The organism is Paeniglutamicibacter sp. MACA_103, assembly GCF_045798555.1.
Lineage (GTDB): Bacteria > Actinomycetota > Actinomycetes > Actinomycetales > Micrococcaceae > Paeniglutamicibacter.
In genome coordinates, this window is record NZ_JBIXLN010000025.1 from 39164 (window position 1) to 65226 (window position 26063).

At 64.8% G+C, this 26063-nt stretch carries 24 protein-coding genes; 10 read left to right on the forward strand and 14 right to left on the reverse strand.

Annotated features, from left to right (window positions below; genetic code table 11):
• Window positions 1–163 precede the first annotated feature (163 nt).
• Both ACIPVK_RS12940 and ACIPVK_RS12945 read right to left on the reverse strand, forming a co-directional pair.
• Complete coding sequence (locus tag ACIPVK_RS12940) at window positions 164–2161, reverse strand: hydantoinase B/oxoprolinase family protein (protein ID WP_407612390.1); 1998 nt, start codon at window positions 2159–2161, stop codon at window positions 164–166.
• A gap of 2 nt (window positions 2162–2163) precedes the next feature.
• Window positions 2164–4218 (reverse strand): hydantoinase/oxoprolinase family protein, encoded by a 2055-nt coding sequence (locus ACIPVK_RS12945; protein WP_407612391.1) that lies wholly within the window; start codon window positions 4216–4218, stop codon window positions 2164–2166.
• A 190-nt stretch (window positions 4219–4408) separates the two neighbouring features.
• Between ACIPVK_RS12945 and ACIPVK_RS12950 the strand changes: the two genes are divergently transcribed.
• A complete protein-coding gene (locus ACIPVK_RS12950; protein ID WP_407612392.1) occupies window positions 4409–5971 on the forward strand; it encodes a PucR family transcriptional regulator in 1563 nt (520 codons plus the stop codon).
• Here ACIPVK_RS12950 and ACIPVK_RS12955 read toward each other — a convergent pair.
• The 8 genes from ACIPVK_RS12955 to ACIPVK_RS12990 form a co-directional block, all read right to left on the reverse strand.
• Complete coding sequence (locus tag ACIPVK_RS12955) at window positions 5926–6177, reverse strand: FCD domain-containing protein (protein WP_407612393.1); 252 nt, start codon at window positions 6175–6177, stop codon at window positions 5926–5928. The genes ACIPVK_RS12950 and ACIPVK_RS12955 overlap by 46 nt on opposite strands.
• A 117-nt stretch (window positions 6178–6294) precedes the next feature.
• Window positions 6295–7587 (reverse strand): M20 family metallopeptidase, encoded by a 1293-nt coding sequence (locus ACIPVK_RS12960; protein WP_407612394.1) that lies wholly within the window; start codon window positions 7585–7587, stop codon window positions 6295–6297.
• Window positions 7588–7902: 315 nt separating this feature from the next.
• Window positions 7903–8775: an ABC transporter substrate-binding protein gene (locus ACIPVK_RS12965; protein WP_407612395.1), complete on the reverse strand. Its 873-nt coding sequence runs from the start codon at window positions 8773–8775 to the stop codon at window positions 7903–7905.
• 163 nt (window positions 8776–8938) lie between these two features.
• Window positions 8939–9613, reverse strand: coding sequence for an RraA family protein (locus ACIPVK_RS12970; RefSeq protein WP_407612396.1), 675 nt, complete (start codon window positions 9611–9613; stop codon window positions 8939–8941).
• A gap of 51 nt (window positions 9614–9664) precedes the next feature.
• The gene (locus ACIPVK_RS12975; RefSeq protein ID WP_407612397.1) at window positions 9665–10489 is read right to left on the reverse strand and encodes a carbon-nitrogen hydrolase family protein; all 825 of its coding nucleotides are present in this window, start codon (window positions 10487–10489) and stop codon (window positions 9665–9667) included.
• Window positions 10486–11319 (reverse strand): creatininase family protein, encoded by an 834-nt coding sequence (locus tag ACIPVK_RS12980; RefSeq protein WP_407612398.1) that lies wholly within the window; start codon window positions 11317–11319, stop codon window positions 10486–10488. Before ACIPVK_RS12980 ends, ACIPVK_RS12975 begins: the two co-directional genes overlap by 4 nt.
• Window positions 11320–11549: 230 nt before the next feature.
• Window positions 11550–12476, reverse strand: a complete 927-nt coding sequence (locus ACIPVK_RS12985) for a LysR family transcriptional regulator (RefSeq protein ID WP_407612399.1) — start codon at window positions 12474–12476, stop codon at window positions 11550–11552.
• A 628-nt stretch (window positions 12477–13104) separates the two neighbouring features.
• A complete protein-coding gene (locus tag ACIPVK_RS12990; RefSeq protein WP_407612400.1) occupies window positions 13105–13767 on the reverse strand; it encodes a GntR family transcriptional regulator in 663 nt (220 codons plus the stop codon).
• Between the two features lie 167 nt (window positions 13768–13934).
• Between ACIPVK_RS12990 and ACIPVK_RS12995 the strand changes: the two genes are divergently transcribed.
• The 7 genes from ACIPVK_RS12995 (at window position 13935) to ACIPVK_RS13025 (ending at window position 20233) form a co-directional block, all read left to right on the forward strand.
• On the forward strand, window positions 13935–14975 hold the full coding sequence (locus tag ACIPVK_RS12995) for a Rieske 2Fe-2S domain-containing protein (RefSeq protein ID WP_407612401.1): 1041 nt from the start codon (window positions 13935–13937) through the stop codon (window positions 14973–14975).
• 5 nt (window positions 14976–14980) lie between these two features.
• Entirely contained in the window at window positions 14981–15430 is a 450-nt protein-coding gene (locus tag ACIPVK_RS13000; protein ID WP_407612402.1) for a hypothetical protein, read from the forward strand.
• A complete protein-coding gene (locus ACIPVK_RS13005) occupies window positions 15427–16470 on the forward strand; it encodes a succinylglutamate desuccinylase/aspartoacylase family protein (protein WP_407612403.1) in 1044 nt (347 codons plus the stop codon). Before ACIPVK_RS13000 ends, ACIPVK_RS13005 begins: the two co-directional genes overlap by 4 nt.
• 67 nt (window positions 16471–16537) lie before the next feature.
• The gene (locus tag ACIPVK_RS13010; RefSeq protein WP_407612404.1) at window positions 16538–17464 is read left to right on the forward strand and encodes an ABC transporter substrate-binding protein; all 927 of its coding nucleotides are present in this window, start codon (window positions 16538–16540) and stop codon (window positions 17462–17464) included.
• Between the two features lie 16 nt (window positions 17465–17480).
• Window positions 17481–18416, forward strand: a complete 936-nt coding sequence (locus ACIPVK_RS13015; protein WP_407612405.1) for an amino acid ABC transporter permease — start codon at window positions 17481–17483, stop codon at window positions 18414–18416.
• Window positions 18413–19216, forward strand: coding sequence for an amino acid ABC transporter ATP-binding protein (locus tag ACIPVK_RS13020; protein ID WP_407612406.1), 804 nt, complete (start codon window positions 18413–18415; stop codon window positions 19214–19216). The genes ACIPVK_RS13015 and ACIPVK_RS13020 overlap by 4 nt, the downstream gene beginning before the upstream one ends.
• 45 nt (window positions 19217–19261) lie before the next feature.
• Window positions 19262–20233, forward strand: a complete 972-nt coding sequence (locus ACIPVK_RS13025) for a PDR/VanB family oxidoreductase (protein ID WP_407612407.1) — start codon at window positions 19262–19264, stop codon at window positions 20231–20233.
• On the opposite strand, the gene ACIPVK_RS13030 is transcribed toward ACIPVK_RS13025, so the two are convergent.
• Both ACIPVK_RS13030 and ACIPVK_RS13035 read right to left on the reverse strand, forming a co-directional pair.
• Window positions 20230–22179 carry an acyl-CoA dehydrogenase family protein gene (locus ACIPVK_RS13030; RefSeq protein WP_407612408.1) on the reverse strand — a complete coding sequence of 650 codons (1950 nt, stop codon included), beginning with the start codon at window positions 22177–22179 and terminating at the stop codon, window positions 20230–20232. The two genes, ACIPVK_RS13025 and ACIPVK_RS13030, sit on opposite strands and share 4 nt — an antisense overlap.
• 130 nt (window positions 22180–22309) lie before the next feature.
• Window positions 22310–22981: a helix-turn-helix transcriptional regulator gene (locus tag ACIPVK_RS13035; RefSeq protein ID WP_407612409.1), complete on the reverse strand. Its 672-nt coding sequence runs from the start codon at window positions 22979–22981 to the stop codon at window positions 22310–22312.
• A gap of 96 nt (window positions 22982–23077) precedes the next feature.
• On the opposite strand from ACIPVK_RS13035, the gene ACIPVK_RS13040 reads away from it, so the two are divergent.
• Window positions 23078–23485, forward strand: a complete 408-nt coding sequence (locus ACIPVK_RS13040) for a hypothetical protein (protein WP_407612410.1) — start codon at window positions 23078–23080, stop codon at window positions 23483–23485.
• Window positions 23486–23690: 205 nt separating this feature from the next.
• A complete protein-coding gene (locus ACIPVK_RS13045; RefSeq protein ID WP_407612411.1) occupies window positions 23691–23981 on the forward strand; it encodes a cupin domain-containing protein in 291 nt (96 codons plus the stop codon).
• An 89-nt stretch (window positions 23982–24070) separates the two neighbouring features.
• Here ACIPVK_RS13045 and ACIPVK_RS13050 read toward each other — a convergent pair whose 3' ends face one another.
• Together ACIPVK_RS13050 and ACIPVK_RS13055 are read right to left on the reverse strand one after the other, a co-directional pair.
• Window positions 24071–25486 carry an aspartate aminotransferase family protein gene (locus ACIPVK_RS13050; protein ID WP_407612412.1) on the reverse strand — a complete coding sequence of 472 codons (1416 nt, stop codon included), beginning with the start codon at window positions 25484–25486 and terminating at the stop codon, window positions 24071–24073.
• A complete protein-coding gene (locus ACIPVK_RS13055; protein WP_071213195.1) occupies window positions 25483–25920 on the reverse strand; it encodes an Lrp/AsnC family transcriptional regulator in 438 nt (145 codons plus the stop codon). Before ACIPVK_RS13055 ends, ACIPVK_RS13050 begins: the two co-directional genes overlap by 4 nt.
• Window positions 25921–26063 lie beyond the last annotated feature (143 nt).

Consider the following 26063-nt stretch of genomic DNA (forward strand, 5'->3'; position numbering starts at 1 on the left):
TGTGGCCCGGTGAAGGATATCGAACCGATGCGGTGCATTGACGGCGGGAACGGGAACCCATGGGAGCACCCATTGTCTGTCCCGCCCGCGGTGCCGGGGGTTCGAAGCGGCCGGGAAAACCGGCCGATGCTCCGAACCCCTGGCTACCGGGCCAAGGGGAAAATCAGGCCCAGTGCGAGGACGAGCGGCGCGCCATCAACTGACGGTACTCGGTGGTGGTGTTCTCGAAGAGTTCGCCGGTTCCCCAATCGAGGATCACTCCGTGGCGCCGGATCACATCGAGCATCGGGATGCTGCCGTTGCGGTAGCCCTCGGCGACGTCCTTTGGGTCCTCGGTTAGCCATCCGGCCCGGGAAGCGCGGATTTGTGCCCGCAGGGCCTCGGTGGCTTCCTCATCGATCTCGAACTGATCGAGCTCTGCATCGATCTCGCGGATGACCACGCCGTAGTCCTTCGCTGCACGTTCCAGGGAGACGTAGCCGTCGATGACGTCTTCACGGACCTCGTCCGCGGTGCGCAACAACGGGTCGCCGTAGCCTCCGCCGCCTGCCGAGGGGCGGGTGAAGGAGTCGCCTGACTGCACCGGAACCGACGAGAAATTCGATCCGAGGAAGCGTTCCTCGTCGGTGCCCTTGTTTAGCCAGACCCCGTGCGGGATCGAGGGAAGTCCGCCCTCGATGCCCCACGTGATGGAGCGGGCGCGGTCGCAGCAATAGCTCATCACGGTGTCGAACGCGTCGGTGAGCACGCCGCCCTTTTCGATGCCCAGGCCGCCGCGGTAGCGGCCCGGTCCGGCTGAATCAATTGCAATCTCGTGGCGGGTGGTCAGCACGGGGGAGAGGCGCTCCTGCCCTTCGACCGGCTGCACCGCAAGGCCCGGTCCGAAGACAGGTGCGGTGGCTGAAGATCCGTCCTTGGAGGCACGTCCTCCCCAACCACCGGCCATCCAGTCGTACCACATGAAGTACTCGTTGGCCGGGGTCCGGGCGTCCTTCCCGCCGACCAGCAGGTATTCGAGATTGAACGCGCACGCCATGGCGCGCTCCGGCATGATCTGGCTCCAGAGCTCGAAGATGCCGTTCATGATCTTTTCGTACGGGCCGGAGCAGAAGCCTGTCACCGCAAACGGCCAGCCCGCGTTCACGACCGATCCCTCAGCACCGATCTCGGCCTGGACGGCGGCGTAGAAGCCGGAGTTCAGTGGCACATCGGGGAAGAACGTCTTGGTGCCGGCATAGATGGCCGAGTGGGTGGTGCCGTAGCCGGAGTTCAGGAACGTCGCCACGGCCGGGGCCGACTCGGAGAGGTCGTAGTGGATTCCGGTGCCGTCGAGCTTGAGCTTGATCTTGATCGGCACCAGGCCCTCGCACTTGCCCGGGTCCGCGTCGATGTAGTCTGTGGTTTCCCATTCGCCCTGCGGCAGCGACACCAGCCGGCGGCGCACGATGCGCTCCACATAGTCCTGCGTTTCCTGCATGGCCTCCACCACGGTGTCCTTGGAGTACTTATCCACCAGGCGGTGCAACTCCCGCTCGCAGACGGCGGTGGCCTCGGACTGGGCGTGCAAATCGCCCATGGCCTGGCGGGGAGCGCGGGTGTTGGAGACCAGCAGCTGGGCGACGTCGTGCAGGAAGACGCCCTTGGACCAGATGCGCACCGGGGTGATACGCAGGCCCTCGCCGAAGTGCTCCTTGGCGTTCACGTCGAAGGAACCCGGAACGTTGCCGCCGATGTCCGCCCAGTGGCCCTTGTTCTGTGCGAACGCGATGACCTCGCCGCCGGCAAAGATGGGGCGGATGAAGGACACGTCGTTGAAATGCGTTCCGCCGCGGTACGGATCGTTGATGGCAAATACGTCACCGGGGTGGATGTCGGTGCCGAATTCCTCGATCACGGCCTTGCATTGGAAGTGCAAGGTGCCCACGTGCACCGCAATGTCCCCGGAGCCCTGCATGACGGTGTTGCCGGCCGCGTCGCAGAGTGCGGAGGAGAAGTCGCGCGAATAGATCACGAAGGAGTAGCAGGTGCGCAGGATCTGTTCGCTCATCAGGTCAACGGACGTGGCGAATGCATTCTTCAGTACCTCGAAGGTCACCGGGTCCAGAGTGGAGCGTTCCGGGCGTGTGTCCAGGGTTTCTGTGTCCAAGAGTGTATTGGTCATGGCTAGGATTCCTTGGTGGATGGAAGGTCGTGCAGGTGTATGCGGATGTTGCCCCAGCCATCGATCTCGGCGGTGGTGCTCGGGGGAACCACCGTGGTTGAGTCCAACTGGTCGATGATGGCGGGCCCGGCGAACGTGGCGCCGGCGGGCAACAAATCGCGGTCGTAGACCGGGGTCCGAAGCCAGCCCGAGTCGCCGAAATAGACCTCGCGCGTGGACGAAGGGGAGCCGGGGTCGGCATTCAGCTCCGTGGCTGGGATGAAGGAGGGCTTGGGGGTCTTGCCGATGGCGCTGAGCAGCAACTGGTAGATCTCCACCGGCTGGTCGTCCTGGCGAAAAGCGAACTCTCGTTCGTGCTCCTGGTGGAAGGTTTCGATGGCGGTTTCGAGGGCGCCGCGGCCTGACCCGATCGGAACGGAAAGCGAGCGCCACTGTCCGGCGTAGCGCATGGAGATCTCGCGCTGCAGCACGGCGTTGTCGTCGCTGACGCCCTCGTGCCGCAACCGCGAGGAAGCTTCCTTTTCCAGGGCGGTGAACCGGGTCTCGATGTCGAACGGATCCGTTTCGGATGCCAACCCGGTGAACATGGCTGAGAGGTCGTGGCGGATGTCAACGAGCAGGCAACCAAGCGCGGAAGTGACGCCAGGGTTTGCGGGGACCACGACCGTTGGAATGTTCAGTTCGCGGGCCACTTCGGCCCCGTGCAGGGCACCCGCCCCGCCGAACGCGATCAGCGCGAAGTCGCGCGGGTCATAGCCGCGTCGGATGGAGATCAACCGGACTGCGTCGGCCATGTTCGCGTTGGCGACCTGCAGAACAGCATGCGCGGCCTCGGCTTCGCCCATGCCCAGTGGTTCGGCAATGACACGGTTGATGGCTTCGCGGGAGAGCTCCCTGTCCAGGGTCTTGGCACCTCCGGCCAGCGAAGTGCCTAGCCGGTTGAGCGTCACGTTGGCATCGCAGTTGGTGGGCTGGTCGCCGCCCGTGCTGTAGCAGGCCGGACCCGGTGCCGCGCCTGCGGACTGCGGGCCGTTGCGCAGTGAACCGGCGATGTCGATGTGGGCCAGCGAGCCGCCACCGGCCCCGATGGTGAGGACCTCGATGGATGGGAAAACGATTGGGTGCCCGTATTCAACCTGCCATTCCTTGGTGATGCGCAATTCGCCCCCGGACACCAATGCAATGTCGGTGGAGGTGCCGCCCATGTCCAGTCCCACTGCGTTTTCGAAGCCGCACTGCTGGGCAACGTGCTTTGCGGCGATGGCGCCGGCGGCGATGCCGGAGGCCGCCAGCCGGACCGGGTAGCGCTTGACCATGCGAGGAGTCATCGATCCGCCGCCGGAGTGCAACAGCAAGAGGTCCCCGGTGTAGCCCCCGTCCTTGAGCTGCTCGGCCAGACGGTCCACGTATCCGGTGACGAGTGGTGCCAGCACGGCGTTGGAAACGGCGGTGTTGAAGCGGTCGTGTTCAAAGATCTCGGGAAGGATCTCCGCGGACGTCGAAACAGCCGCCCCGGGCAGTTCCTCCTCGAGGATCTCCCGCATCCTGATCTCGTTGGCCGGGTTCGCGTAGGAGTTGATGAAGCAGACCGCCACCGTGGTGGTTCCGCGCTTGCGCAGCAGCGCGGCGAGACGCCGGGCTTCGGTTTCATCCAGAGCAGTGACGACCTTGCCGGAGAAATCTATTCGCTCGGTGACCTCAAAGCGGTCACGGCGGCGGATGTAGGGGCCCGAAACATCGTTGTAGGCATCCCAAAGATCATCCTTGGTGCCGTCGCGGATTTCGATGACGTCGCGGAAACCCCTGGTGGTGACCATGGCTGCGGCGGGGAATTTCCGTGTGATCAGCGCGTTGGTTGCCACGGTGGTGCCGTGGGAGAACAACGAGACGTCGGCCAGATTGATCTCTGCGCGTTCCACCCCGCTCATGACTGCGAGCATGGGGTCCTCTGGCGTCGAGGGTACCTTTGTGACGCGCATTTTCTGGGATTCTTCATCGAAGATGCAGACATCGGTGAAGGTGCCTCCGACATCCACGGCGACTCTTACATTGGCCATCATGGGCTCCTTGATCGTTCGGGGTTTTTGCTTCCCCCAACCATGCAATGTGACGCCCATCTCTGTCATTAGACGAAATCAAAGGACGCTCCCATATGATTGTAATTTCTACAATGACTCATGTGGGTCGCGGTAATTTTGGGCTCCCTGTCTGGCGCCAGGGGTGTGGGAACAATGAAGGCGAGACGACATGTTGAGTTTGAATGACGTACTGGCGGAGAAGTCACTGGGGTTGGCTCTCGTCGTCGCCGGCGCGCGGGATCCGGAAATCACCGGGGCTCACAGCTCTGAGATTCATCATCCGGGACCCTGGTTCGAGCCGGGAAACATCATGCTCACCACCGGCATGCGCTTTGTTGACGAGAAACAGCCGTCCGTAATGGCCCTCGAGCTAGTCGGGGCGTTGTGCCGGGCCAAGGTGGCCGCATTGTTCTTCGGTATCGGCGTCTATTTCGATTCGGTGCCCGAGGAACTGAGGCGGTGCTGCAGCGAAGCGGGTCTTCCCCTCGTCGTTGTGGCTCCGGAAATACCATTTCAGCACATCGAAAACCACGTCAACCGCAGGGCGCCCGCACCGGAGAGCTACGGGATCAAGCGCATGCTGTGGCTGACCAACGACCTGCTGGACAGCATTTCCTCGGAAAACCCCACCAAGTCACTGATTGCTCGGCTGGGGACAGCTTGCCGTGGAACTGCCGTGCTGTATGAAGACTCCGGTGTCATAGTCGAATCGACGGGCGAGGGCCCCACAAACCTCATATTTTCGGCTATCCACGGACAGCCTGCTCGCTTTGACCGCGTGGCCGTTGGCCGCTGGGAGGTCATGTACCGTTCCATGGTGTTGCGCGGCCGTGGATACCATCTCGCCATTGCCACGCGGCAGGGCTCACTGCTGGATGACTTGGGGGATGTCCTGCTGGAAACGACCCAGCGGATGCTCGGTGCCATTAAGGGCATCAGCCACCTGGACACCTCCAGGCAGCGACATGAAAATGCCCAGCTGCTCACGAGCCTGCAGGACGGCATTGGCGTCTCCCGCGAGCTGCGCTATTGGGAACTATTGAAGCCCCTCGGGTTCAAGGGATTCGAACCGGTCCGTTCGCTGGTGGCCACAACGCTGGGTGATGAATTGTTGACGCCGGCCAAGGTGGACGCCTTGATTGATTCGGCGGAGCGCATGGGCTTGCCACTGCTCTTTGCCGAGAACGGAAAGACGCCGGAGGTGCCGCCCGGGTTCCACGCATTGCTACCGGACTCCAAGGCAGGTGATCAGTGGCTTGCTGCCGGCGCGCAGGGCCTGGTGATCGGTCTGAGCGAGGCCTCCGGATCGCTGTCGCAGATTCCCGAACAGTTTCAGGATGCTGAGCTTGCCGCGAGCGTTGCCCGGAGACGTTCCGCGGGTGCTTCAGGGGTGCATGGGAACCTGGTCCGGATGGATGAGGTCGATCCTGCGAGTTGGTTCCTGGCACGGCTCAAGAGCCCGGCGGATCGCAAGCGGCTCACCAAATACGTCCGGCCGCTGCGGGATGAGAATGAAGTGGTGGAAACAATCCAAGGCTACTTGGCCATGGATCAGGATGTTGCCCGGGTCGCGGCTTGGCTTTACGTCCATCCCAATACCGTGCGGTATCGGATCAAGAAGGCCGGGGAGATGCTGGGTGGGAACCTGAATGAGGCAGGGCTGCTTGCCAATCTGTACCTTGCTTATCAGGAGGAGATCCTGCGGATCCGGGCCGGCGTCGTCCGGGGATAATCCCGGAGGTGGAATTCCTTGCCGAGGCGGAACTGTTCCTCCGCGTCGGTGGGTTCCACCGTCTCGAATTCGTCGATGAGCGCCCGCAGCCGCACCAGCTGTGCGGGGGTGTGCCTGCCAAGGGCCTGCGCCATCGCCAGCTGCTCCAGGTGGTAACGCACCTCGACGACGTTGTGCACATCCTGGGCGGTGAGGTCGTTGACCACCTAACCGATCCCGGGCACCAGCGTGGCCAGGCCCTCCATCGCAACCTGGGCCAGCGCGACTCACCAGCAAGGTAGCCCATATGCTTATTTTCTGCACGCAGTGGGTCAACAACGGCCCTATCGGTCGTTGACTCCGGCAGGGATCAGGTTCATGGCCAGTGCAGCTTCCGTACCCGAGGCAACCTTCGTGCTTTCTGCGGAATGATCCGAGCGCCGGAAGGCCAGCTCGGCCAGGGCGGCCGACGCCGTGGGAAGCAGCGAGTCGTCGAAAGCGGCACGCGGGGAGTGGTTCATGGGCGCCTTCATCGGGTCCTCGCCAAGCGTGGTGCCAAGCATCATGAAGGCACCGGGAACTTCCCGCAGCACGTGGGAGAAGTCTTCGGAACCGGTCAGCGGGTCAGCCATTTCGTGGAAGCGGTCGGCACCGAACATGTCGGTCAGGGTGTCGGCTACGTACTGGTATTCCTGCGGATCATTGACGGTAACGGGATAATCGGGTGCCTGGGACAGCTCCACGGTCATGCCGTGGGCGTCGGCAATTCCTCGCAGCAGGCGTTGAACGTCGGCAATGACCTTTTCCCGGTTAGCGGGAGAAAAGATCCGCAGGGTCAAATCGAAGCTGGCAGTGTCCGGGATGATGTTGCCCAAGGTGCCGGCTTCAAGCCTTCCCACGGTTGCAACGACAGGATCGAAAACATTGAACCCGCGGGTTACCAGGGTCTGCAGTCCCAGCACCATTTCGCAGGCCACGGGGACAGGGTCTTTGGCAAGATGCGGCTTGGAGCCGTGCCCGCCTTCTCCGCGCACCGTAACAAAGAACTCTTCACAGCCTGCCATCAGCGTGCCGGGACGGGAGTAGAAAACACCGTGCTCGAACATGGCGGAGGAAACGTGCAGTCCAAAGGCCGCCTCGACCCGCCGTCCGGCGGCATCCAAGACCCCGTCCTCGACCATGAAGCGCGCCCCGTTGTAATCCTCTTCGCCCGGCTGGAACATGAAGACCACGTCGGCGCACAGCTCGGCGCGGCGCTGGTGAAGAATCCGGAGCGCGCCGTATACGGCAGCGACATGCATGTCGTGCCCGCACGCATGCATGGCGCCCGGAATCTCGGACTCGAAGTCGAGGCCGGTCTGTTCGGTGACGGGCAGGGCATCCATATCGCCGCGAAGCAGGACCACGGGTCCGGGAGTTCCGTCCGGTCGCATCTTTCCCCCGCGCAGGACGACCGTGACCGAACTTTGCCGTGCACCCAGTGAAACTTCTATGTCTTCAAGGTCGCTGATTCGTTCCAGCAGCAGTTGCTGGGTCCGTGGCAAGTGAAGGCCGATTTCGGGGATGCGATGCAACTGCCGCCGAAAGTCGATGATCTCGTCCTGGAGGGAATCCGCGAGAAGTTGTAGCGAAGTCATGAGGGCCTTTCAAGGTCGGAACAGCCGAACTGACGATCTCTTGTATGCAGTGTATACGACAGGTTCTAGGTGGTCACCGGCCGTTTTTCGCCCGCCGAACCCCGCCGGGATGTCGCATCCTTTGCCACCAAGAACTCAAAAGTGTCTGGAGGCACCTCGTTTGTGATTCGCCCTCTTCGGCCGATTTTATGGGACGCAGTAAGTGGTCCACGCAACCGGGACATGGACACGCATTATTCCGTCAATGTCAGGTCGGCTCCCGGAATGAACGCCAAGAGCCGACCCTTCAGGAATTTCAAGCGGTAGTGCTTGCCTTCATTTCGCGACCACCAAATCGGTAGTGAGCGCCGCGCTGTTCGGCACGCCCCATTTTTCATTCATTGCCGCATATTCCGGGCTGGCGACAAGGACCTTCATGGCTGCTTCGATGGCCGGCTGCAGGTCCGAGTCCTTCTTGAGTGCGGGGCCGGAGTACTTCGGCTCGTACACATCGCCCGGGGCCAATTCGAACTTGAAGTTGGCCAGCGTCGCTTGGTAGTAGAGCGAGACGCTTCCGGACATCACGCCGTCGACGCGTTCCGACATCAGCGCCAGGTTGGCATCCGATGAACCGGGAAACTGCTGGATGTTGATTGGCTTTTTCCCGGCGTCAACGCATTCCTTGGAGAACTGCGGCAGGTACTCGAGGCCCTGGATGCTGCCCTTTGTCGCGGCGATCTTGTTTCCACATAGTGTCATCACGTCCATGGACAGCTTCTTCGGATTGCCCGGTGCAACGGCAACACCTGTGCCACCGGCCAACGAAGGCACGAAGTCCACGGACTTCTTGCGTTCCTCGGTGATCGAAATGCTGGAAATGCCCATATCGTGTTTGCCGGAGGTCAGCCCCGGAAGAATCGTGTCGAAAGTGGCGGGAACGTGTTCTGCCTTGAGGCCCAGGACGGCGGCCAGTTGGTCGCCAAGTTCAATGTCCCAGCCGATCATGGTCGTGTTGTCGGTGTCGTAATACTCGAAGGGAGGATACGTCGGGTCCGAGGCGATCGTCAGGATACCGGCCTGCTTGACCCGGTCGGGCAGCAACGCGCGTGCTTCTTCATTGACCTGAACGATCGATGGCGCGGAGCTCTCGACTGGCGAGGATTCGGTGCCGACACTGGCTTCAACCGTTGTGCAGGCGCTGACCGCCAAGAGCGTGGCGCCGGTGAGCAGAGATATTACCGTCTTGTGGAACAGTCGCATGAGCGTAGACCTTCGCAATAGTGGATGGTGGTTGGGGATGATGGGTGGGGGAGCTCCTGCAGGTGGGATTCCGTGCCGGCGGGCTGCCGTCCAGAGGCGGTGAGGCGCCGATTTACACTCTCACCGCGGGAACTTCATTGGCTTCAAACACTTCACGGGCCCGTGTCCAATTCGAAAGTTGGTCACCGGCGCTGATCTTTAGTTTCAGCGGGCCTTCACGTTCCTCCTTGGCTCTCAGCTTGGCTACGATCTCCCAAGCCTCGTCGGGGGAAATAACGGCAATACCGTCGGAGTCGGCCATGATGGCATCGCCGGGGTTTATGATCGCACCGCCGATCGTCACCGGCACGTTGATGGCCCCCTCGATGCCGGCGATCCTCGTGGTCAACGAGGAGATGCCCCGTGAGAACACCGGGAAACCCAGTCCGTCCAGGTCGTCAATGTCGTTGATGCAGCCTTCGATCACTGCGCCCACGGCGCCACGGGCATGGGCCGTGTGCGAAACCATTCCGCCAAAGCACGAACGGTTTTCATCGCCGTTCTGCTCCACGACAATGACGTCGCCGGGGCGAAGCGAGTCGGCGGCGACATGCACTGCCGTGGAGTCCAGGTGCGGGATCCTGACCGTTACGGCCGTTCCCACAAATCGCAGCGGGCGGCGCACCGGGGAGAGCCCACGGGGAAACCCGTGGTCCCTCATGTGGCCCAGCGTTGAAGTTCCAAGCGTGCCCAAGGCCGCGACCAAGGCCGGATCTAGCTGCTCGGGCATGGGATTTCGAATAAACATGGTTGTCCTTCAAGAAATTGTGGTGTCGCCGGGTTGGCGTCCGGCAGCCAGTCAGGCAGGGGAGCCCGCCGGCACGGCCTGCGCGAAAAGTGACCGGCGATGTTGCAGCGACGGCACGGTTTTCCTGACGTCGTCGATCCGGGATCGCGTGACGTCGGCGGTGATGATGGTTGGAGACATCTCGCCGGCATCGGCCAGCTGGACTCCCAACGGGTCGTAGATGGCGCTTCGGCCCACCGAACGCGGACCGGCATCCCCGCTGCCGAAAACGTAGGCGGTGTTCTCGATGGCCCGGGCGCGCAGCAGGGTCATCCAGTGCTCCTCCTTCAAGATGCCTCGGACCCAGGCGGCCCCGTTGGCCAGCACATCCACCGACTGGTCGGCGAAGTGCCGGAACATCTCGGGGAAACGGAGATCGTAGCAAGTGCTGAAACCGATCCTGAACCCATCGACCTCCAGGACCGGTGGCAGGTCGTCGCCCGGAACAATGTAGTCCGATTCCCGGTACGTGAACGCGTCGTAGAGATGCAACTTGTCGTAGGCCGCGCGCAGGGTTCCTCGATCCAGGATCACCTGCGTGTTGTAGACCTTCCCGCCATCGGTGTCGCCGGTGGCCGGTCGGAACGATCCCGCGGCAATGAGCAGGCCGTGTTCGGCAGAGATTTCCGCCAGGGCGGTGACGAACGGCCCGTCCAACGGCTCGGCCGCGTCGATGACTTCCTGGGTGCTTGGCTGCTTGGGATGGAACAGGCTTGCCTCGGGGGCCACGAGGACCCGGGAGTTCTCGGCACTGGCCCGGGCGGCCAGCATCCGGAGGGTTTCGATGTTCTGCGACTTGTCGTCGGTGGGGGCGAACTGGGCCACGCTGATTTTCATTTGGCCATCACCTCGCTGCGTGCCCACTCGGTGTTGAGGGTGTTCCGGTCGTATTCATTGACGAAGCCGAGGCAGACGCCCAACACGCGTTCGACCCACAGTTCCCCGCGTTCCTTGGTGGCCATGCGTGGATCACCGGTGACGCCGTTGGGGCTGATCTCCGAGAAGTCCCAGTACAGGGTGCCCGGTTCGCTCTGTCCCGGAATGGCCGCTTCGTTGTAGTTGGTCGGCTGCCACCCCTCGAAGGGCTGCAGCTCTCCGTCTTCGATGAGCTGCGACTGGACGAGTTCGGGGAACATCGCCAGCATGGCGGAGTGCTCGGGCTCGGCGCCGTGGCCGAATTGCCGTGCGGGGTCCGAATACAAATCACGCATCACCTTGTATCCGATGGACCAGGGGTACACGGTGCCGATCAACACGCCGTGCTTGCGGCGCATCTCCCAGGCGGCCTGGGCGATGGGACTCTGGTTGCCGCCGTTGTTGTTGATCACGACGATGCGCCGGAAGCCGTGCTGGATCAAGCTCTCCATGATGTCCTGCATGACCATCTTCAGCGTGTTGAACTGCAGGTTCAAGGTGCCCGGGTATCCGGCGAAGGAGGGGGAATGCCCGTAGGTGGCCGTTGGCGTGACCAAAACCGGTCCATCGGCACGCTCGGCGATGCGCTCGGCGACCCATTCGGCGGTGATCGCGTCCTCGTTGAGCGGCAGGTGGGGGCCGTGCTGCTCCACGGCGCCGGATGGAATGAGCACCACGGGATTCAATGCTGCGGCATCACGTGCCTCGGTCCAGCTCATCTCACCCAATCGGTGGGTGCGGAATGCGGTCATGGTGTGCCTTTCGACCTGGTCGGCGACGGCGGAGAAGTCCTGCCGTGCGGCCGGGATGGTGGATGTCCAAGGATTCCTGGACGGTTCGATTGCCGCTGTCATCTGCGGCGTTGGACCCACCGTAGGGTCGTGGCCGTGGTCGCGGCAATGGAGAAGCCCCTTGGTTTTGTTCTTCGTATGCTGGGTGTCGTGAACGCTTATGCTGATCGCCGCCAGGAGCGGGGCGCCGCCTATTCCGGGCTGTCCGGGGAGGCGGGATCCGCGAGCTCCAGCGGTGCCCGTGCGATGCAATGTTCGATGAACAGTCCCGTCGACGGGTTAAGCAGGGGCTCTGACCAGCTCATGAAGTAATCAAGCGAAATCCCCGGGCTGCGCAACGGCCGGTAGACGACGTTGGGCATGTCAAGGCGGGCGATGCCGGCCGGGATGATGCCCACGCCAAACCCCGCCGAAACGTAGCTGATGTGGTCAAGATAGGAGCCCTTGACCACCATGGTGTTGGGTGAAAATCCTGCCTGCATGCAGGCAGCGACGAGCGTGTCATAGCTGGCGGGCGCCCCCGCGCGCTGGCTCATGATGATGTTCTCCATGCCCAGCTCGCCCAGGTCGACGGCTTCGGACTTCGCGGCGGGGTGGTCGGTGGGAAGGGCGACAACAAACCTGTCCTCGAAGACCTTCATGCTTCTGAGTTTGCCGTCCTCGATCCGGGCAAACGTGATGGCGACATCGAGCAGCCCCTTGCCGAGCATGCCGGTGAGCGTCAACGTGTTTTCCCGCTCCATGGAGATGCTCACGGCTGGGTGAATCCGGGCGAAGCCGCGCACGAGTGCCGGGATCCTGCTGTAGAGCAGCGCCGGGATCACCCCGAGCCTGATGCTGCCGCGCATCCCTTCCTGGTGGTGTTGGGATATGTCCTCGATCTTGTTCACGTGCTCAAGGATGATCTTGCTTTGCACGTAGATGTCGCGACCGGCGGGCGTGATGCTGAACGGCCGCACCGTGCGGTCGATGAGCATGACTCCGACTTCCCGTTCCAACTTGCCTATTTGCTGGCTGAGAGCCGGTTGCGAGATGAACAAGCGACTCGCGGCCCGCGAAAAGCTTCCGTCGTCCACGAGGGTGACGAAGTACTCCAGCCTCCTGGTTTCAATGTCCACGTTTGCAGTCCGCCAATCCATGCCGGCAGCCGGGCTGCCCAGGGGCCGCCATACGGTTTGGGTGGCGGCGCGCGGCATCCGGCACCGTGTGGCATCCACTCGCAGCTTGTGGGGCGGGACAGCTTTGCGGGGAATGAATTCCGGTCACCGGCCGGAACCTCCGGAGTCGAGTGGTGCGTGCGGCACCTGCTTCCTGGGTGGGGATCATCGGATCAGAATATGGGTCGCGACGGCGAGCGGTGGCCGGAATGACGGAAATTGCGTCTATGCGTCTTTCGCGGAGAGGCCCCGGGCATGCACAAGTGTAGCGAATCAACCATGGCAGCTGGGCAGTTCCATGGACATGTCACGGGCCCGTCCCATGGACATTGCAGTTGTTCGTCCAGGCCTCGGAGAACCCGTCGGCGACCGATGGGGCGGTATCCGTGATGTGCAGCGGAGGGCGACGGGGACGTGGTTGAAGTTCTCATACGGCAGCACTTTGGCCTTCGTCAACGTATGGCCCTTCGGTTTCGCGGCAGGGCAAGATCCTGTAAGGGGAGCCGGCGACTCGCTGTCCTCGTTGCACGACGCATTGCGGTGGCGCGAAACCGGGCCGCCGCCAGGGGAACGCGGATTCTCCGAAAAATTACACGCGCGTGGGAAGCGACTGCGGGTCGATGTCGCCGGCGTCGTGGCAGTAGCCCAGGATCCGGATGATCGTTTCCAGGTCACCGGCGGGGAGGGCCGCCAGGATGTCCCGGTGCGCCTGCGCAATGGAGGCCTGGTGCTCGGGCCCCAACTGGTAGGCGCGGGTGATCCGCCGCTGGATCGGGTGTCCCCAGATGCTCCCCAGGGTCTCGCGCAGGTATTGGTTGGGGCAGGGGTCGATGAGCCTGAGGTGGAATTCCTTGCCGAGGCGGAATTGTTCCTCCGCGTCGGTGGGATCCACCGTCTCGAATTCGTCGATGAGCGCCCGCAGCCGCACCAGCTGCGCGGGGGTGTGCCGGCCAAGGGCCTGTGCCATCGCCAGCTGCTCCAGGTGGTTACGCACCTCGAAGACGTTGTGCACGTCCTGGGCCGTGAGGTCGTTGACCACGTAGCCGCTCCCGGGCACCAGCGTGGCCAAGCCCTCCATCGCGACCTGGGCCAGCGCATCGCGCACCGGCGTGCGCGAGACGCCGTATTGGGCGGCAACCTGTTCCTGGACCAGGGCGGTTCCCGGCTTCAGCGCGCCGCTGACGATTTCGGACGCGATTTGTTCGTGGACGCGCACCGCCAGCGGCCTTGCGTCGTGGACTCCCGTAGCCATGCGTCTCCCTGAAATGTTTCGTCGCGGTTCCCAGCAGTCTAGCGTGCGGTTTTCACTCTCCGACGAGGCACTGGTGGTGCGGGTCACAAAAAACCCTTGACCCATCTGTATCCACTGTATACGGTGAATACAATTCATAGCGTTCCACCTTCCGAAAAGGAAAAAACATGTATGTCTTGAACACCTGGTACGTGGCGGCCTGGAGCAACGAGGTCGACCGCAAGCCGGTCAAGCGGGTGATCTGCGAACAGCCCCTCGTGCTCTTCCGTACCCAGGACGGCACCCCCGTGGCGCTGGCCGACCGCTGTGCCCACCGCGCCTTCCCGCTCTCGGAGGGTCGCACCATCGGGGATTCCATCGAATGCGGCTACCACGGGTTCACCTACGGCGCGGACGGCATGTGCACCAAGGTCCCGGCGCAGAGCACCATCCCCGAGCGCGCGAAGGTCCGCAAGTACCCGCTGGTGGAAAAGGACGGCTGGATCTGGGCCTGGATGGGCGACGCGGACCTGGCCGACCCGGCGGACGTGCCGGACACACACTGGATGAACGACCCCGAGTGGGCCACCGTCACCCACTCCTTCCACTTCAAGTGCCGCGCCGGGCTGATCCACGACAACCTGCTGGACCTGACCCACGAGTCGTTCCTGCACAAGACCACCGTGGGCGACGACTACATCTACGAGCACGGCATCACCGTTGAGGTCGAAGGCTCTGTAGTCAGTGTGGACCGCCTGATGCCGTCGGTGGAGGCGCCGCCGCTGTACGCCGACACCATGGACGCCCGCGGGCTCTTCGACCGCTTCCACTGCACCGAGTTCTTCGTGCCCAACCTGCACGTGCTGCACTCCGGGATCACCGGGGAAGGCAAGCCGCGCGCCGAGGGCTACCTGATCAAGGTGCTCAACGGCATCACGCCCATCGACGAGCACAACTCCTGGTACTACTACGCCTTCAGCCGCAACTTCGCCGTCGACGACGCGCAGGCCACCGAGGACCTGCGGGTGGGCCTGAACACCGTGCTGCAGGAGGACGCCGACGCCCTGGAGGCCCAGGAGATCGGCATGCAGTCCCGCCCGGCCGGGGAGTTCGACGTGCTCATCGCCCAGGACGGCGGCGTGGCCAAGGCACGGCGCATCCTTTCCACGCTGCTCAAGCGCGAACAGGTCGCCGCCGCGGACCGGCCGGTCGCCGGTGTAGGGGCCTAGCCGCCATGTGGATGCTGGTACGTGCCGATTCGCTGGACGACTACTGGGAGGCCGGACAGGGGCAACGCACCCTGGCCGCCTGCCCCGACACCGACGAGCGCGGGGACCCGTGGCGCTGGACCGCGCGGCTGGCCGAGCACGCCACCGGGTCCGAGGTGCTCATTGACGCGGACCCCGACTACATCGGGGTGCAGACCTCCGTGTACGCCAACGGGCACACCGGGGTCGTCGAACGCCCCGCCGGGCACCAGCTGGTGGTGACCTCGCTGCACGGACAGGTGCTCATCGCCGCGGTCGACGGGCCGTGGGAACGCTGGCTGAACCCCGGCGACGTGTTCATCGTGGAGGGGGAGGAGAACGAATCGCTGCGCCTTTCGCTCACCGCCCCCGACGCCCGCGTCTCGGTCACGATGCTGGCCCCGCGCCGCGCCGCGGCCCTGAGGTGGGTCCCGTGAGCGCCGGGACGGCGCCGACGCGCCCACTTGAGGCGATCTGCGCAAACTTCACCGGGATCGACTTCTCCGCCACCGGGAAACAACTGGGCTACGGACACGTGGTGCATTCGGACAACGTGTACGACGGCTCGGTCATCCCGGTTCCGCTGGCGGTGATTTCCTCTGGACCCGGACCGGTGGCCCTGCTGGTGGCCGGCACCCACGGGGACGAATACGAGGGGCAGGTCCTGGCCCACGAACTGATCCGCGAGCTGGATCCGGAGCGGCTGAGCGGCACCGTGATCGTCGTGCCGGCGGCCAACTCCCCGGCCGTGCGCGGCGCGGCGCGGGTATCGCCCATCGACGGGGGAAACCTCAACCGCAGCTACCCCGGAAATGCCGACGGCGGCCCCACCGAACAGGTGGCCGCGCTGATCGCCGGGGACCTGCTGCCGCGCGCCGACTTCGTGATCGACATGCACTCGGGCGGATCGAACTCGACCTACCTGCCCTCCGCGTTCATCTACCGCGGACCCGACGAGGAGCTGTGGGGAGCGAAACTGCGCGCCGTACGGCTGCTGGGCCTGCCGTACGTCATGGTGGTCGCCCCGCTGCTGGAGCCCGGATCGCTCTCCAGCGCCGGGGACCTGGCCGGGGTCCTGACCATCTCCACCGAGCTGTCCGGGTCCGGGACCGTGGACCGGCACGCGCTGGCGACCATGCGCAGCGGCATGCCGCGCCTCCTGGCCGACCTGGGGATCCTGCGCGACGAGGCCCGGGCGCCGGCGCCCGCCGAACCGCAGTGGCTGGAACTGGTGCCCGAGTCGGCGGTGACCTCCACCGCCGCCGGGCTCTTCGAACCGCTCGTCGACCTGGGGGAGTCGGTGCGCGCCGGGCAGCCGGTGGCCCGTGTGCACTTCATCGACGAGCTGGACCGGGCGCCGCGTTCGTACCATGCCCCGATCGACGGGGTGGTCGCGATCATGCGCCGGTCCACGCGGGTGGACCCGGGCGCCCACCTGATGCACATCGCAGCGCCGCTCGATCCCGACTCCCTCTAGTCCCGCCCGTTCTCCCACCACGTCCGGAGCCGCTCGCGGCCCGGACACCACCCACAAAGGACCGAACATGATCTCGCACCGCACCACCCGTTTCCTGGCCGCCGGCATGATCCTTGCCCTTGCCGCCACCGGTTGCACCACCGTGTCCCAGGCAGAACCGAACCAGGGGGCCGGTGCCCCGGCATCCGGATCCGCTGCCGCATTGGGCGTCAACGAGGACGCCCGTGCCCTGCTCCCGGCGGACATCCGGGAGGCGGGCGTACTGAGGATTGCCTCGGACCCCACCTACCCGCCGTTCGAGTACTACGACACCGACAACAAGACCATCATCGGGTGGGACGCCGACATGGGGGACGCCATCGGCGCGGTGCTGGGCCTGAAGGTCGAGCATGTCCCGGCAACCTTCGACACCATCCTGCCCGGCCTGCAGTCGGGCAAGTACGACCTGGGCATGTCCACCTTCAGCGTCACGCCCGAGCGCCGCAAGGCCGTGGACTTCGTCCCGTACCTGCAGGGCGGCACGGGCCTGGCCGTGGCACCGGGCAATCCGCAAAAGCTCAGCGTGGACGCGGCGGCCCTGTGCGGCACGGCGATCGCCGCACAGAAGGGCTCGATCCAGTCACTGGACATCCTGCCGGAGTTCTCCAAGGAGTGCACCAAGGCCGGAAACGAGGCGATCGACATGCAGTTCTTCCCCACGCAGAACGACGCGAACCTGGCGCTGACCTCCGGCCGCGTCGCGGGCGTCATGGCCGACTCGGTGTCCCTGGCCTACCAGGGCCAACTGGCCGGCGGGAAGTTCGAGGTGGCCGAGGGCCCCGACTACGATTCGACCCTGACCGGAACGGCGCTGGGCAAGAAGAGCGAGCTGCTGCCGGCCATCCAGGCCGCCACCGCCGCGGTGATTGAATCCCCGACCTACGAGGAAATCAACACCAAATGGGCGCTGCCCGCCAGCACCGAGATCACCTCGGCCGACGTCGTCCTGAAGTAGCAACGGAGAGTCCATCATGACTATCGTGACCGAACCAAAGAAGACCGCGGCGGCGGTCGACGAGTACAGCATCGTCAAGGCGCGGCACCCGGGGCGCTGGATCTCGGCGGCGGTGATCCTGTTCCTGGGGCTGCTGCTGGCCCGCTCGGTGGTCACCAACCCGAATTTCGGGTGGGAGACCGTGGGGATGTACATCCGCGACGTCTCGATCGTGCGCGGCATCGGGGTCACCCTGCAGCTGACGGTGATCTGCATGCTCATCGGCATCGTGCTGGGCGTGGTGCTGGCCGTGATGCGGATCGCGGCGAACCCGGTGGTGCGCACCGCGGCCTATGGCTACGTGACCTTCTTCCGCGGCACCCCGGTGCTGGTCCAGCTGCTGTTCTGGTACAACCTGGCCGCGCTCTACCCCTCGATCACCTTCGGGATCCCCGGGGTGGACCTGGACGCGAACGCGATCATCACGCCGCTGACCGCCGCGATCCTGGGCCTGGGTCTGAACCAGGCGGCCTACATGTCGGAGATCGTGCGGGCCGGGATCCTGTCGGTGGACCACGGGCAGTCCGAGGCCGCCGGGGCGCTGGGCATCAACCGGCTGCAGACCATGCGGCGGATCATCCTGCCCCAGGCAATGCGGGTGATCATCCCGCCGACGGGCAACGAGACCATCGGGATGCTCAAGGCCACCGCCCTGGTCTCGGTGATCTCCGTGCCGGAGCTGCTGTATTCGGCGCAGATCATCTACGCACGGAACTTCGAGACGATCCCGCTGCTGATGGTCGCGAGCATCTGGTACATCGTCGTCACCTCGATCCTGAGTATCGGGCAGTACTACGTGGAACGCCACTACGCCAAGGGCGGGCAGCGCAGCCTGCCGCAGACCCCGTGGCAACAACTCAAACGGTTCGTGCGGGTGCACGACCCGCTGACCATCAAGGGAGCCAAGAAATGAGTGCGACCATCCTGGAGACCGGCACCGCCGCCACGGCGCCCGGGCCGATGATCAAGGCCGACGCAATCCGCAAGAGCTACGGCCGGCTGGAGGTGCTCAAGGGCATCGACCTGCGGGTGGAGCGCGGGGAGGTGGTGTGCCTGATCGGGCCCTCGGGCTCGGGCAAGTCGACGCTGCTGCGCTGCATCAACCACCTGGAGACCATCGAGGGCGGCCGCATGTGGGTCGACGGATCGGTGATGGGCTACGACCTGAAGGGCACCAGGCTGCACGAGCAGCCGCACGCGAAGATCTGCCGCTCCCGCGTGGAGATCGGGATGGTGTTCCAGCACTTCAACCTGTTCCCGCACATGAACGTGCTGGAGAACCTCATCGAGGCCCCGCGCCTGGTGCTCAAGGAAAAGCGCTCGACCGCGACCGCGCGGGCGCTGGCGCTGCTGGACTCGGTGGGGCTGGCCGACAAGGCCAAGGCCTACCCGCGCCAGCTCTCCGGCGGGCAGCAGCAGCGCGTGGCGATCGCCCGGGCGCTGTGCATGCGCCCGAAGGTCATGCTCTTCGACGAGCCGACTTCCGCGCTGGACCCGGAACTGGTCGGCGAGGTCCTCAAGGTCATGAAGGACCTGGCCGCCACCGGCATGACCATGGTCGTGGTGACCCACGAGATGAACTTCGCCCGGGACGTCGCGGACCGGGTGGTGTTCATGGACGACGGCCACGTCGTGGAACAGGGCCCGGCCAAGGAGGTCATCGGCAACCCGCAACACGAACGCACCCGCGCCTTCCTGGCCTCGGTCCTCTGAGATATCCATCCATTCATCCCGTCATCCTCGAAAGGGCACACACCAATGTCGACCCTGGAATTCTTTGAAACCGAAGTCCACCGCACCACCAGCGAGTCCGACGGCGTCCTGTCCCTGGAGCTGCGGCACCCGCTGGGGCAGGCACTGCCCGAATGGAGCGCCGGGGCGCACCTCGACGTGCTGCTCCCCAACGGATTGATCCGGCAATATTCGCTCTGCTCGGATCCCGGGCAGCGGGATTCGTGGCGCCTGGCGGTGCTGCGCGAACCGGCGGGGCGCGGCGGCTCGGCCTACGTGCACGACGAACTGCGCCCCGGCACCAAGATCCAGGTGCGCGGGCCCAAGAACAACTTCGCCCTGGCCCAAGCCGGGGAGTACGTGTTCCTGGCCGGCGGGATCGGCATCACCCCGATCCTGCCCATGGTGCGGGCCGCCGCCGCGGCGGGTGTGCCCTGGAAGCTGGTGTACCTGGGCCGCAGCCGGGCGAACATGGCGTTCCTGGACGAGCTGGCGGTGTACGGGGACAAGGTGCACATCCACGCGGACGACGAGAGCGGCTTCTACCCGCTGGCCGACTTGCTGGCCGATCCTGCTGCCGGCTTCCAGCTGTACACCTGCGGTCCCGGGCCCCTGCTGAAGGTGGTCGAATCACTGGCCGAGTCATGGCAGGACCCGTCCCGCCTGCACTTCGAGCGCTTTGCCGCGGACCCCGAGACGGCCGGCGCGGCCGTGGCGCCGCACCGGGGGGACCACGAATTCACGGTCCAGGGCACCGACGGGACGGAGGTCAGCGTCCCGGTGGGGGTGAGCATCCTGCAGGCCCTGGAAAATGCCGGCATGAGCCCGCTGAACTCCTGCCGCGAGGGGATCTGCGGCACCTGCGAGACCCCGGTGGTTTCCGGGGACATCGACCACCGCGATTCCCTGCTCTCGGACGAGGAACGCGAGGCAGGGGACACCATGATGATCTGCGTCTCGCGGTGCAGGGGCCAACGCCTGGTGCTTGACTTGGGCTAGCGGCCGTAGGGGCGCCTTCGGTCCGGCAATGTCTCGGTGGACCAGGGTGCGATCCAGTCGCCGGTGCCCTCCGATGGATCAAGCACCCCGGCCTCAAGCCAGGTGAAGTCCCCGGCGAGCACCTTCTTGGACAGTTTCCGATCGGTCTTGTCGCTGTTGGCCCACAAATCCCGGAACAGGGCCTCGCAGCGGTGCTCGGACTGTTCGCAGAATGCCAGGGCCAGCAGTTCGGCCGAGGCCGCGTTGGCCGGGTCCGTGGTGCGCATGAGCTCCACCCTGGAAATGCAGGCCGCCATGGCAAAGAGTTCCGCGCCAAGGTCGACGACCCTGCCCAGGAACACCTGGTGCTGTTCCATGCCCGCCTGCCATTTGGCCATGCCCGCAAAGGTGTGCCGGGCCAGGCGGCGCGAGGCCCGCTCGATGAAGCGCAGGTACTTGGCCAACCGCCCGTGCCCCGCATAGGAGTTGGGCAGCAGCCCGGAGCCCACGGCGAGGGTAGGCAGCCACTTGGCATAGAAGCCAGAGGCCCCCATGGCGGCCTTGGCCTTCGCCTGCAGGTCCGAGTCCCTGTTGGCAAGCGCACCGGCCGCCTTGAGGTGGGCATCGACGGCCTCACGGGCAATGAGCAGGTGCATGATCTCGGTGGAGCCCTCGAAGATGCGGTTGATGCGCAGGTCCCGCAGTGCCTGCTCGACGGGAACCGCTCGTTCCCCGCGGGCCCGTTGCGAGGCGGCGGTCTCGTAGCCGCGTCCGCCGCGGATCTGCAGCAGCTCGTCGGCGATCTTGTAGGAGACCTCCGAGGAGAAGAGCTTGGCCAGCGCGGCCTCGATGCGCACGTCCTTCATCCCGGCGTCGGCCAGGGCGGCGGAAAGCTCGAAGACCGCCTCCAGGGCAAAGGTGCTGGCGGCGATGTAGGCGATCTTCTTGCCGACCGCCTCGTGCTCCCCGACGGGCCTGCCCCATTGGATGCGGGCGTTTGACCATTCGCGGGCGATCTTCAGCGACCATTTCCCGGCTCCGGCGCACATCGCCGGAATGGACAAGCGGCCGGTGTTCAGGGTGCTCAGGGCGATCTTCAGCCCGGCGCCCTCCTTGCCCAGGCGGTTTTCGACAGGAACCTCGACGTCGTGGAACCGGGTGACGCCGTTTTCGATGCCGCGCAGCCCCATGAAGGCGTTGCGGTTTTCCACGACGATGCCGGGGGAGTCCGCCTCGACCACGAAGGCGCTGATCCCGCCGCGGGTCGTGGTCCCGTCGGGCAGCTGGCGGGCAGGTACGGCGGCCATGACCACCAGCAACTCGGCAACCACCCCGTTGGTGGTCCAGAGCTTGGCCCCGTTGATGAGGTAGCTTTGTCCGTCGTCCGAGAGCGTCGCGGTGGTGCCCAGCCGGGCGGGGTCCGAGCCCACGTCGTTTTCGGTCAGCAGGAAGGCGGAAATGGCACCGGCCGCGCAGCGGGGCAGGAAAGCCCGTTTTTGTTCCTCGGTGCCGAACATCTTCACCGGCTCGGGGACCCCGATGGATTGGTGGGCCGAGAGCAGGGCGCCAAGGCTTGGGCTCAGGGTGCCCAGGAGCATCAGGGCCCGGCCGTAGTCTGCGAGGTTGAGGCCGAGTCCTCCGTATTCCACGGGGATCTTCATGCCGAAGGCGCCCACCTCGCGCAGGGCCTTGATGTATTCGTCGGGGATCCGGGACTCTCGCTCAATGACACCCGGGTCGAAGTCCTTGATGGCCGTGCGCAGGGCCGCCATGAAGGCAGTGCCACGTGCCGAGGCTTCGGGGTCTGGCTGCGGGTGCGGGTGTATCAGCTTCCAGTCGAAGTCGCCCATGTAGAGGCCCTTGGCGAAGCTGGGCCGTTCCCATTGTTGCTCGCGCGCGGCCTCGGCCACTTCGCGCGCGACCTTCTCATCGACGCGTTCACCGGAGTGCTGTTCATCAATGCTCATGGCGCTTCCCCTGTCGAAAACCGAAGGGCCTGCCATGCGGACTCACAGGCCCTGACGTATTGAAGTCAGCCTAGCCGTGGGCACCGGTTGCCGATAGGGGGGTGTTGGGCTCTCTGGGTGCCTGGCGTGGCTAGTCTTGGCGGGGATCAAGCCTCACGCAGCAGTGGTGCTGGTTCGTGGGCGGATCAAGGCAGACGCGGTACGGTGCCTCTGCCCCGTCGACCACCGCCGTGAGCAGCTCGAGGTTCATGGAGCACACGGTCTCCCGGTGGCTGGCGGAGAGCTGGTGGAACGGGCAGTCAAGGAGCTCGACCGAGCCGTCCGCGCGGACCTCTGGCCTGTATCCGTGTTCCTCCAGCACCTGTGTCAGCGAGCCGGCGCGCGTGCCAATGACCTGGCCGGCCTCGCGGGCGACCTCGGCCAGGACCGGCGTGACCGGCCGGTCTTCGGTCCCGGCCCTTTCAATGGCCCTGGCCATCAGGTCTGCGGCCAAGGCGTATTCGCGGTGAGGCACACTGGCCGCCACGTCCAGATGCGCGGCCGCGTAGAGCTTTGCGGGCCGCCCGGAACCCGGGCCGCCTTTTCCCTTGAGCCGCCGGAACTGCACGGAAAGCAGGCCCTGGTCGGCCAACTTGTCCAGCTGGAAGGCCACGGTGTTGCGGGGCAATCCGAGGGCTGAGGCGCATTCGTCGCGTCCCACGGCAGCCTCGCGGGTGCGCACGAATTCATACACTGCCTTGCGCACAGGATCGGCCAAAGCGGCCACGGCGGCGAGCCCTTGATCCCCTGGTGGAAACGTCATGGCTCCAGTGTAAATCTAAAGCTAGCAACTGTTGACTTAGAGCCTGGGACGTTTCTAAAATTAGGCATCATCACTTTAGAGAGAAGGGCCGAAACCATGGCCACGCACACTGTGGGTGCTGCAACCGAACGCGGCGCCAAGCTCAACCACCAAGCGTTCGTGCTCTTGCGAACCATCTTTACCGTGGCGCCGATCGTCTTCGGGCTCGACAAGTTCACCAACCTGCTCACCGACTGGACCCAGTACCTGGCTCCCTTGGCCACCGACGTCATCCCGGTCAGCCCGGAGGTGTTCATGTACGTGGTCGGCATCGTGGAGATTGCTGCCGGCGTCCTGGTCGCCCTGCGCCCCAAGATCGGGTCGTTGGTCGTCGCCCTCTGGCTGCTGGGCATCATCGTCAACCTGTTGGTGCTGCCGGGATTCTTCGATGTCGCCCTGCGCGACTTCGGGTTGTTGGTCGGTGCCCTGGCCCTGAACCGTCTCGCGTCGGCCCGCGGGGCCTAGGGCCAATTGGCCTCGGCCCGGCGTTGCAGTCCAATGGCCGGTGCTGCGGGTGGGTTTCTCTCATCCGCGGCACCGGCCACCCTGCGTGCGATCACCGACCACGCACCGGGTGCCGCGGATGCCATCGGTTGTCGGTCTCGGCCCGGGATGGCAGGATGAACCGGGAATGCCGGTTCTTCATCCATTGCCCGAGAAAAGGTCAGACATGCCCGAGACGCGAGTGGCCGCAACAGCCACCATCCAGATCGACAATGAGCAGGTGCGGGTCACCGAATGGCGTTTCGCCCCGGGAACCGAAACCGGATGGCACGTCCATCCCACCGACTATGTCGTGGTCCCTATGACCACCGGGGAACTGGGCCTGGAAACCACGGACGGTGTGGCGGTCAATTCCTTACAGGCCGGTGTTTCCTATACCCGGGTTGCCGGCAGCGAGCACAATGTCTTCAACGATGCTGATTCCGAGTTCGTGTTTGTGGAGATCGAGCTGAAATAGTCTGGCCGCCGCTACCTTGGTCGGGGACATGCGAAGGGCGGGAGGCGATTTTTCGTCGCCTCCCGCCCTTGTGCGCGACCGAACGTGCCTTAGAAGTGGTTTTCCGCCTCGGTGAGCACCGAACGCAGGATCGACTCCATTTGGTCGAACTCCGGCGGGCCCACCGTCAGCGGGGGAGCCAGCTGGATGACGGGGTCCCCGCGGTCATCGGCGCGGCAGTACAGCCCGGCGTCGTAGAGCGCGGTGGACAGGAATCCGCGCAGCAGGCGCTCGGACTCCTCGTCGTTGAACGTTTCCTTGGTCTTCCTGTCCTTGACCAGCTCGATGCCATAGAAGTACCCGGCGCCGCGCACGTCCCCAACGATGGGCAGGTCCTTGAGCTTCTCCAGGGTGGACTTGAAGATCGGGGCGTTGTCCTTGACGCGCTGGTTCAGACCCTCGCGCTCGAAGATGTCCAGGTTCGCCATGGCAACGGCGGTGGACACTGGGTGCCCGCCAAAGGTGTAGCCGTGGTAGAACGTGGTGTCCCCGTGCTTGAACGGCTCGAAGAGTTTCTCCGAGGCGATCATGGCGCCCAGCGGCGAGTAGCCGCTGGTGATGCCCTTGGCGCACGTGATGATGTCGGGCACGTAGCCGAAATCCTCGCAGGCGAACATCGAGCCGATGCGTCCGAAGGCGCAGATGACCTCGTCCGAGACCAGCAGCACGTCGTACTCGTCGCAGATCTCGCGTACCCGCTGGAAGTAGCCCGGGGGAGGCGGGAAGCAGCCGCCGGAGTTCTGCACCGGCTCGAGGAAGACCGCCGCGACGGACTCGGCGCCCTCGAACTCGATGGCCTCGCGGATGCGCTCGGCGGCCCACAACCCGAAGTCCTTCTCGTTGTCCGCGAACTGCTCCGGGGCCCGGTAGAAGTTGGTGTTCGGCACCCGGAAGGTCCCGGGGACCAGGGGCTCGAACGGAGTCTTCATGCCGGGCAGCGAGGTGATGGCCAGGGCGCCCTGCGGGGTCCCGTGGTAGGCAAGCGCACGGGAAATGACCTTGTGCTTGCCCGGCTTGCCCTGCAGCTTGAAGTACTGCTTGGCCAACTTGAACGCCGACTCGACCGCTTCGCCACCGCCGGTGGTGAAGAAGACGCGGTTCAGGTCTCCCGGTGCGTAATTGGCCAGGCGCTCGGCCAGGTCGATGGCCGGTTCGTGCGCGTAGGACCACAACGGCATGAAGGCGAGCTTCTCCGCCTGCTTGGCCGCGGCCTCGGCGAGTTCGGCCCGGCCGTGGCCGGCATTGACGACAAAGAGGCCGGCCAGCCCGTCGATATAGCTCTTGCCCTGGTCGTCCCAGAGCGTGTGGCCCTTCCCGCGGGTGATGATCGGGACGCGGGCGCCTTCCTGCAAGGGGGAGTGGCGCGCCATGTGCATCCATAGGTGGTCGCGGGCGGCGGACTGTCGGTCCGTGCCCAGGGGCGTGGTGCTGGTTGCCGTGCTGGCGGTGGTGCTTGAAATGCTCATCGGGTACCCCAGTTGTATTCCTGTTTGCGTAGTGAGAGGTACATGAACGTTTCGGTTTCACGCACCCCTTCCACAGATCGGATTTCGGTGATGATGCGAAGCAGGTCCTCATCGTTGGCGCAAATGACTTCGGCAATGATGTCCGAGGGTCCGGCCACCACAACGCAGTAGTCGACCTCGGGCAGGGCCGCGATCCGGTCGGCGGTGGCGATGATGTCGCCGGTGGATCGAATGCCCAGCAGGGCCTGACGCTTGAAGCCAAGTTGCAGCGGATCGGTGACCGCCACGACCTGCATGACTTTGCTATCGACAAGTTTCTGGACCCTTTGCCGCACTGCGGCCTCGCTCAGGCCAACGGCCTTGCCGATGGCTGCGTAGGAACGGCGTCCGTCCTGTTGCAATTGCTCAATAATTGCCTTGGACGTCTCATCCATGATGAATCCATTGGATGCTCCGTTGGGTGCGGAATGGGTCACTTCCTATCGACCTCCTGATCGATCAACCGGGTGTCCGTGCTCCGCGCTGTGGCACCAACCACACCGCTTGGGATCGAGCATAGCCCGAAGGAATCAGTTGC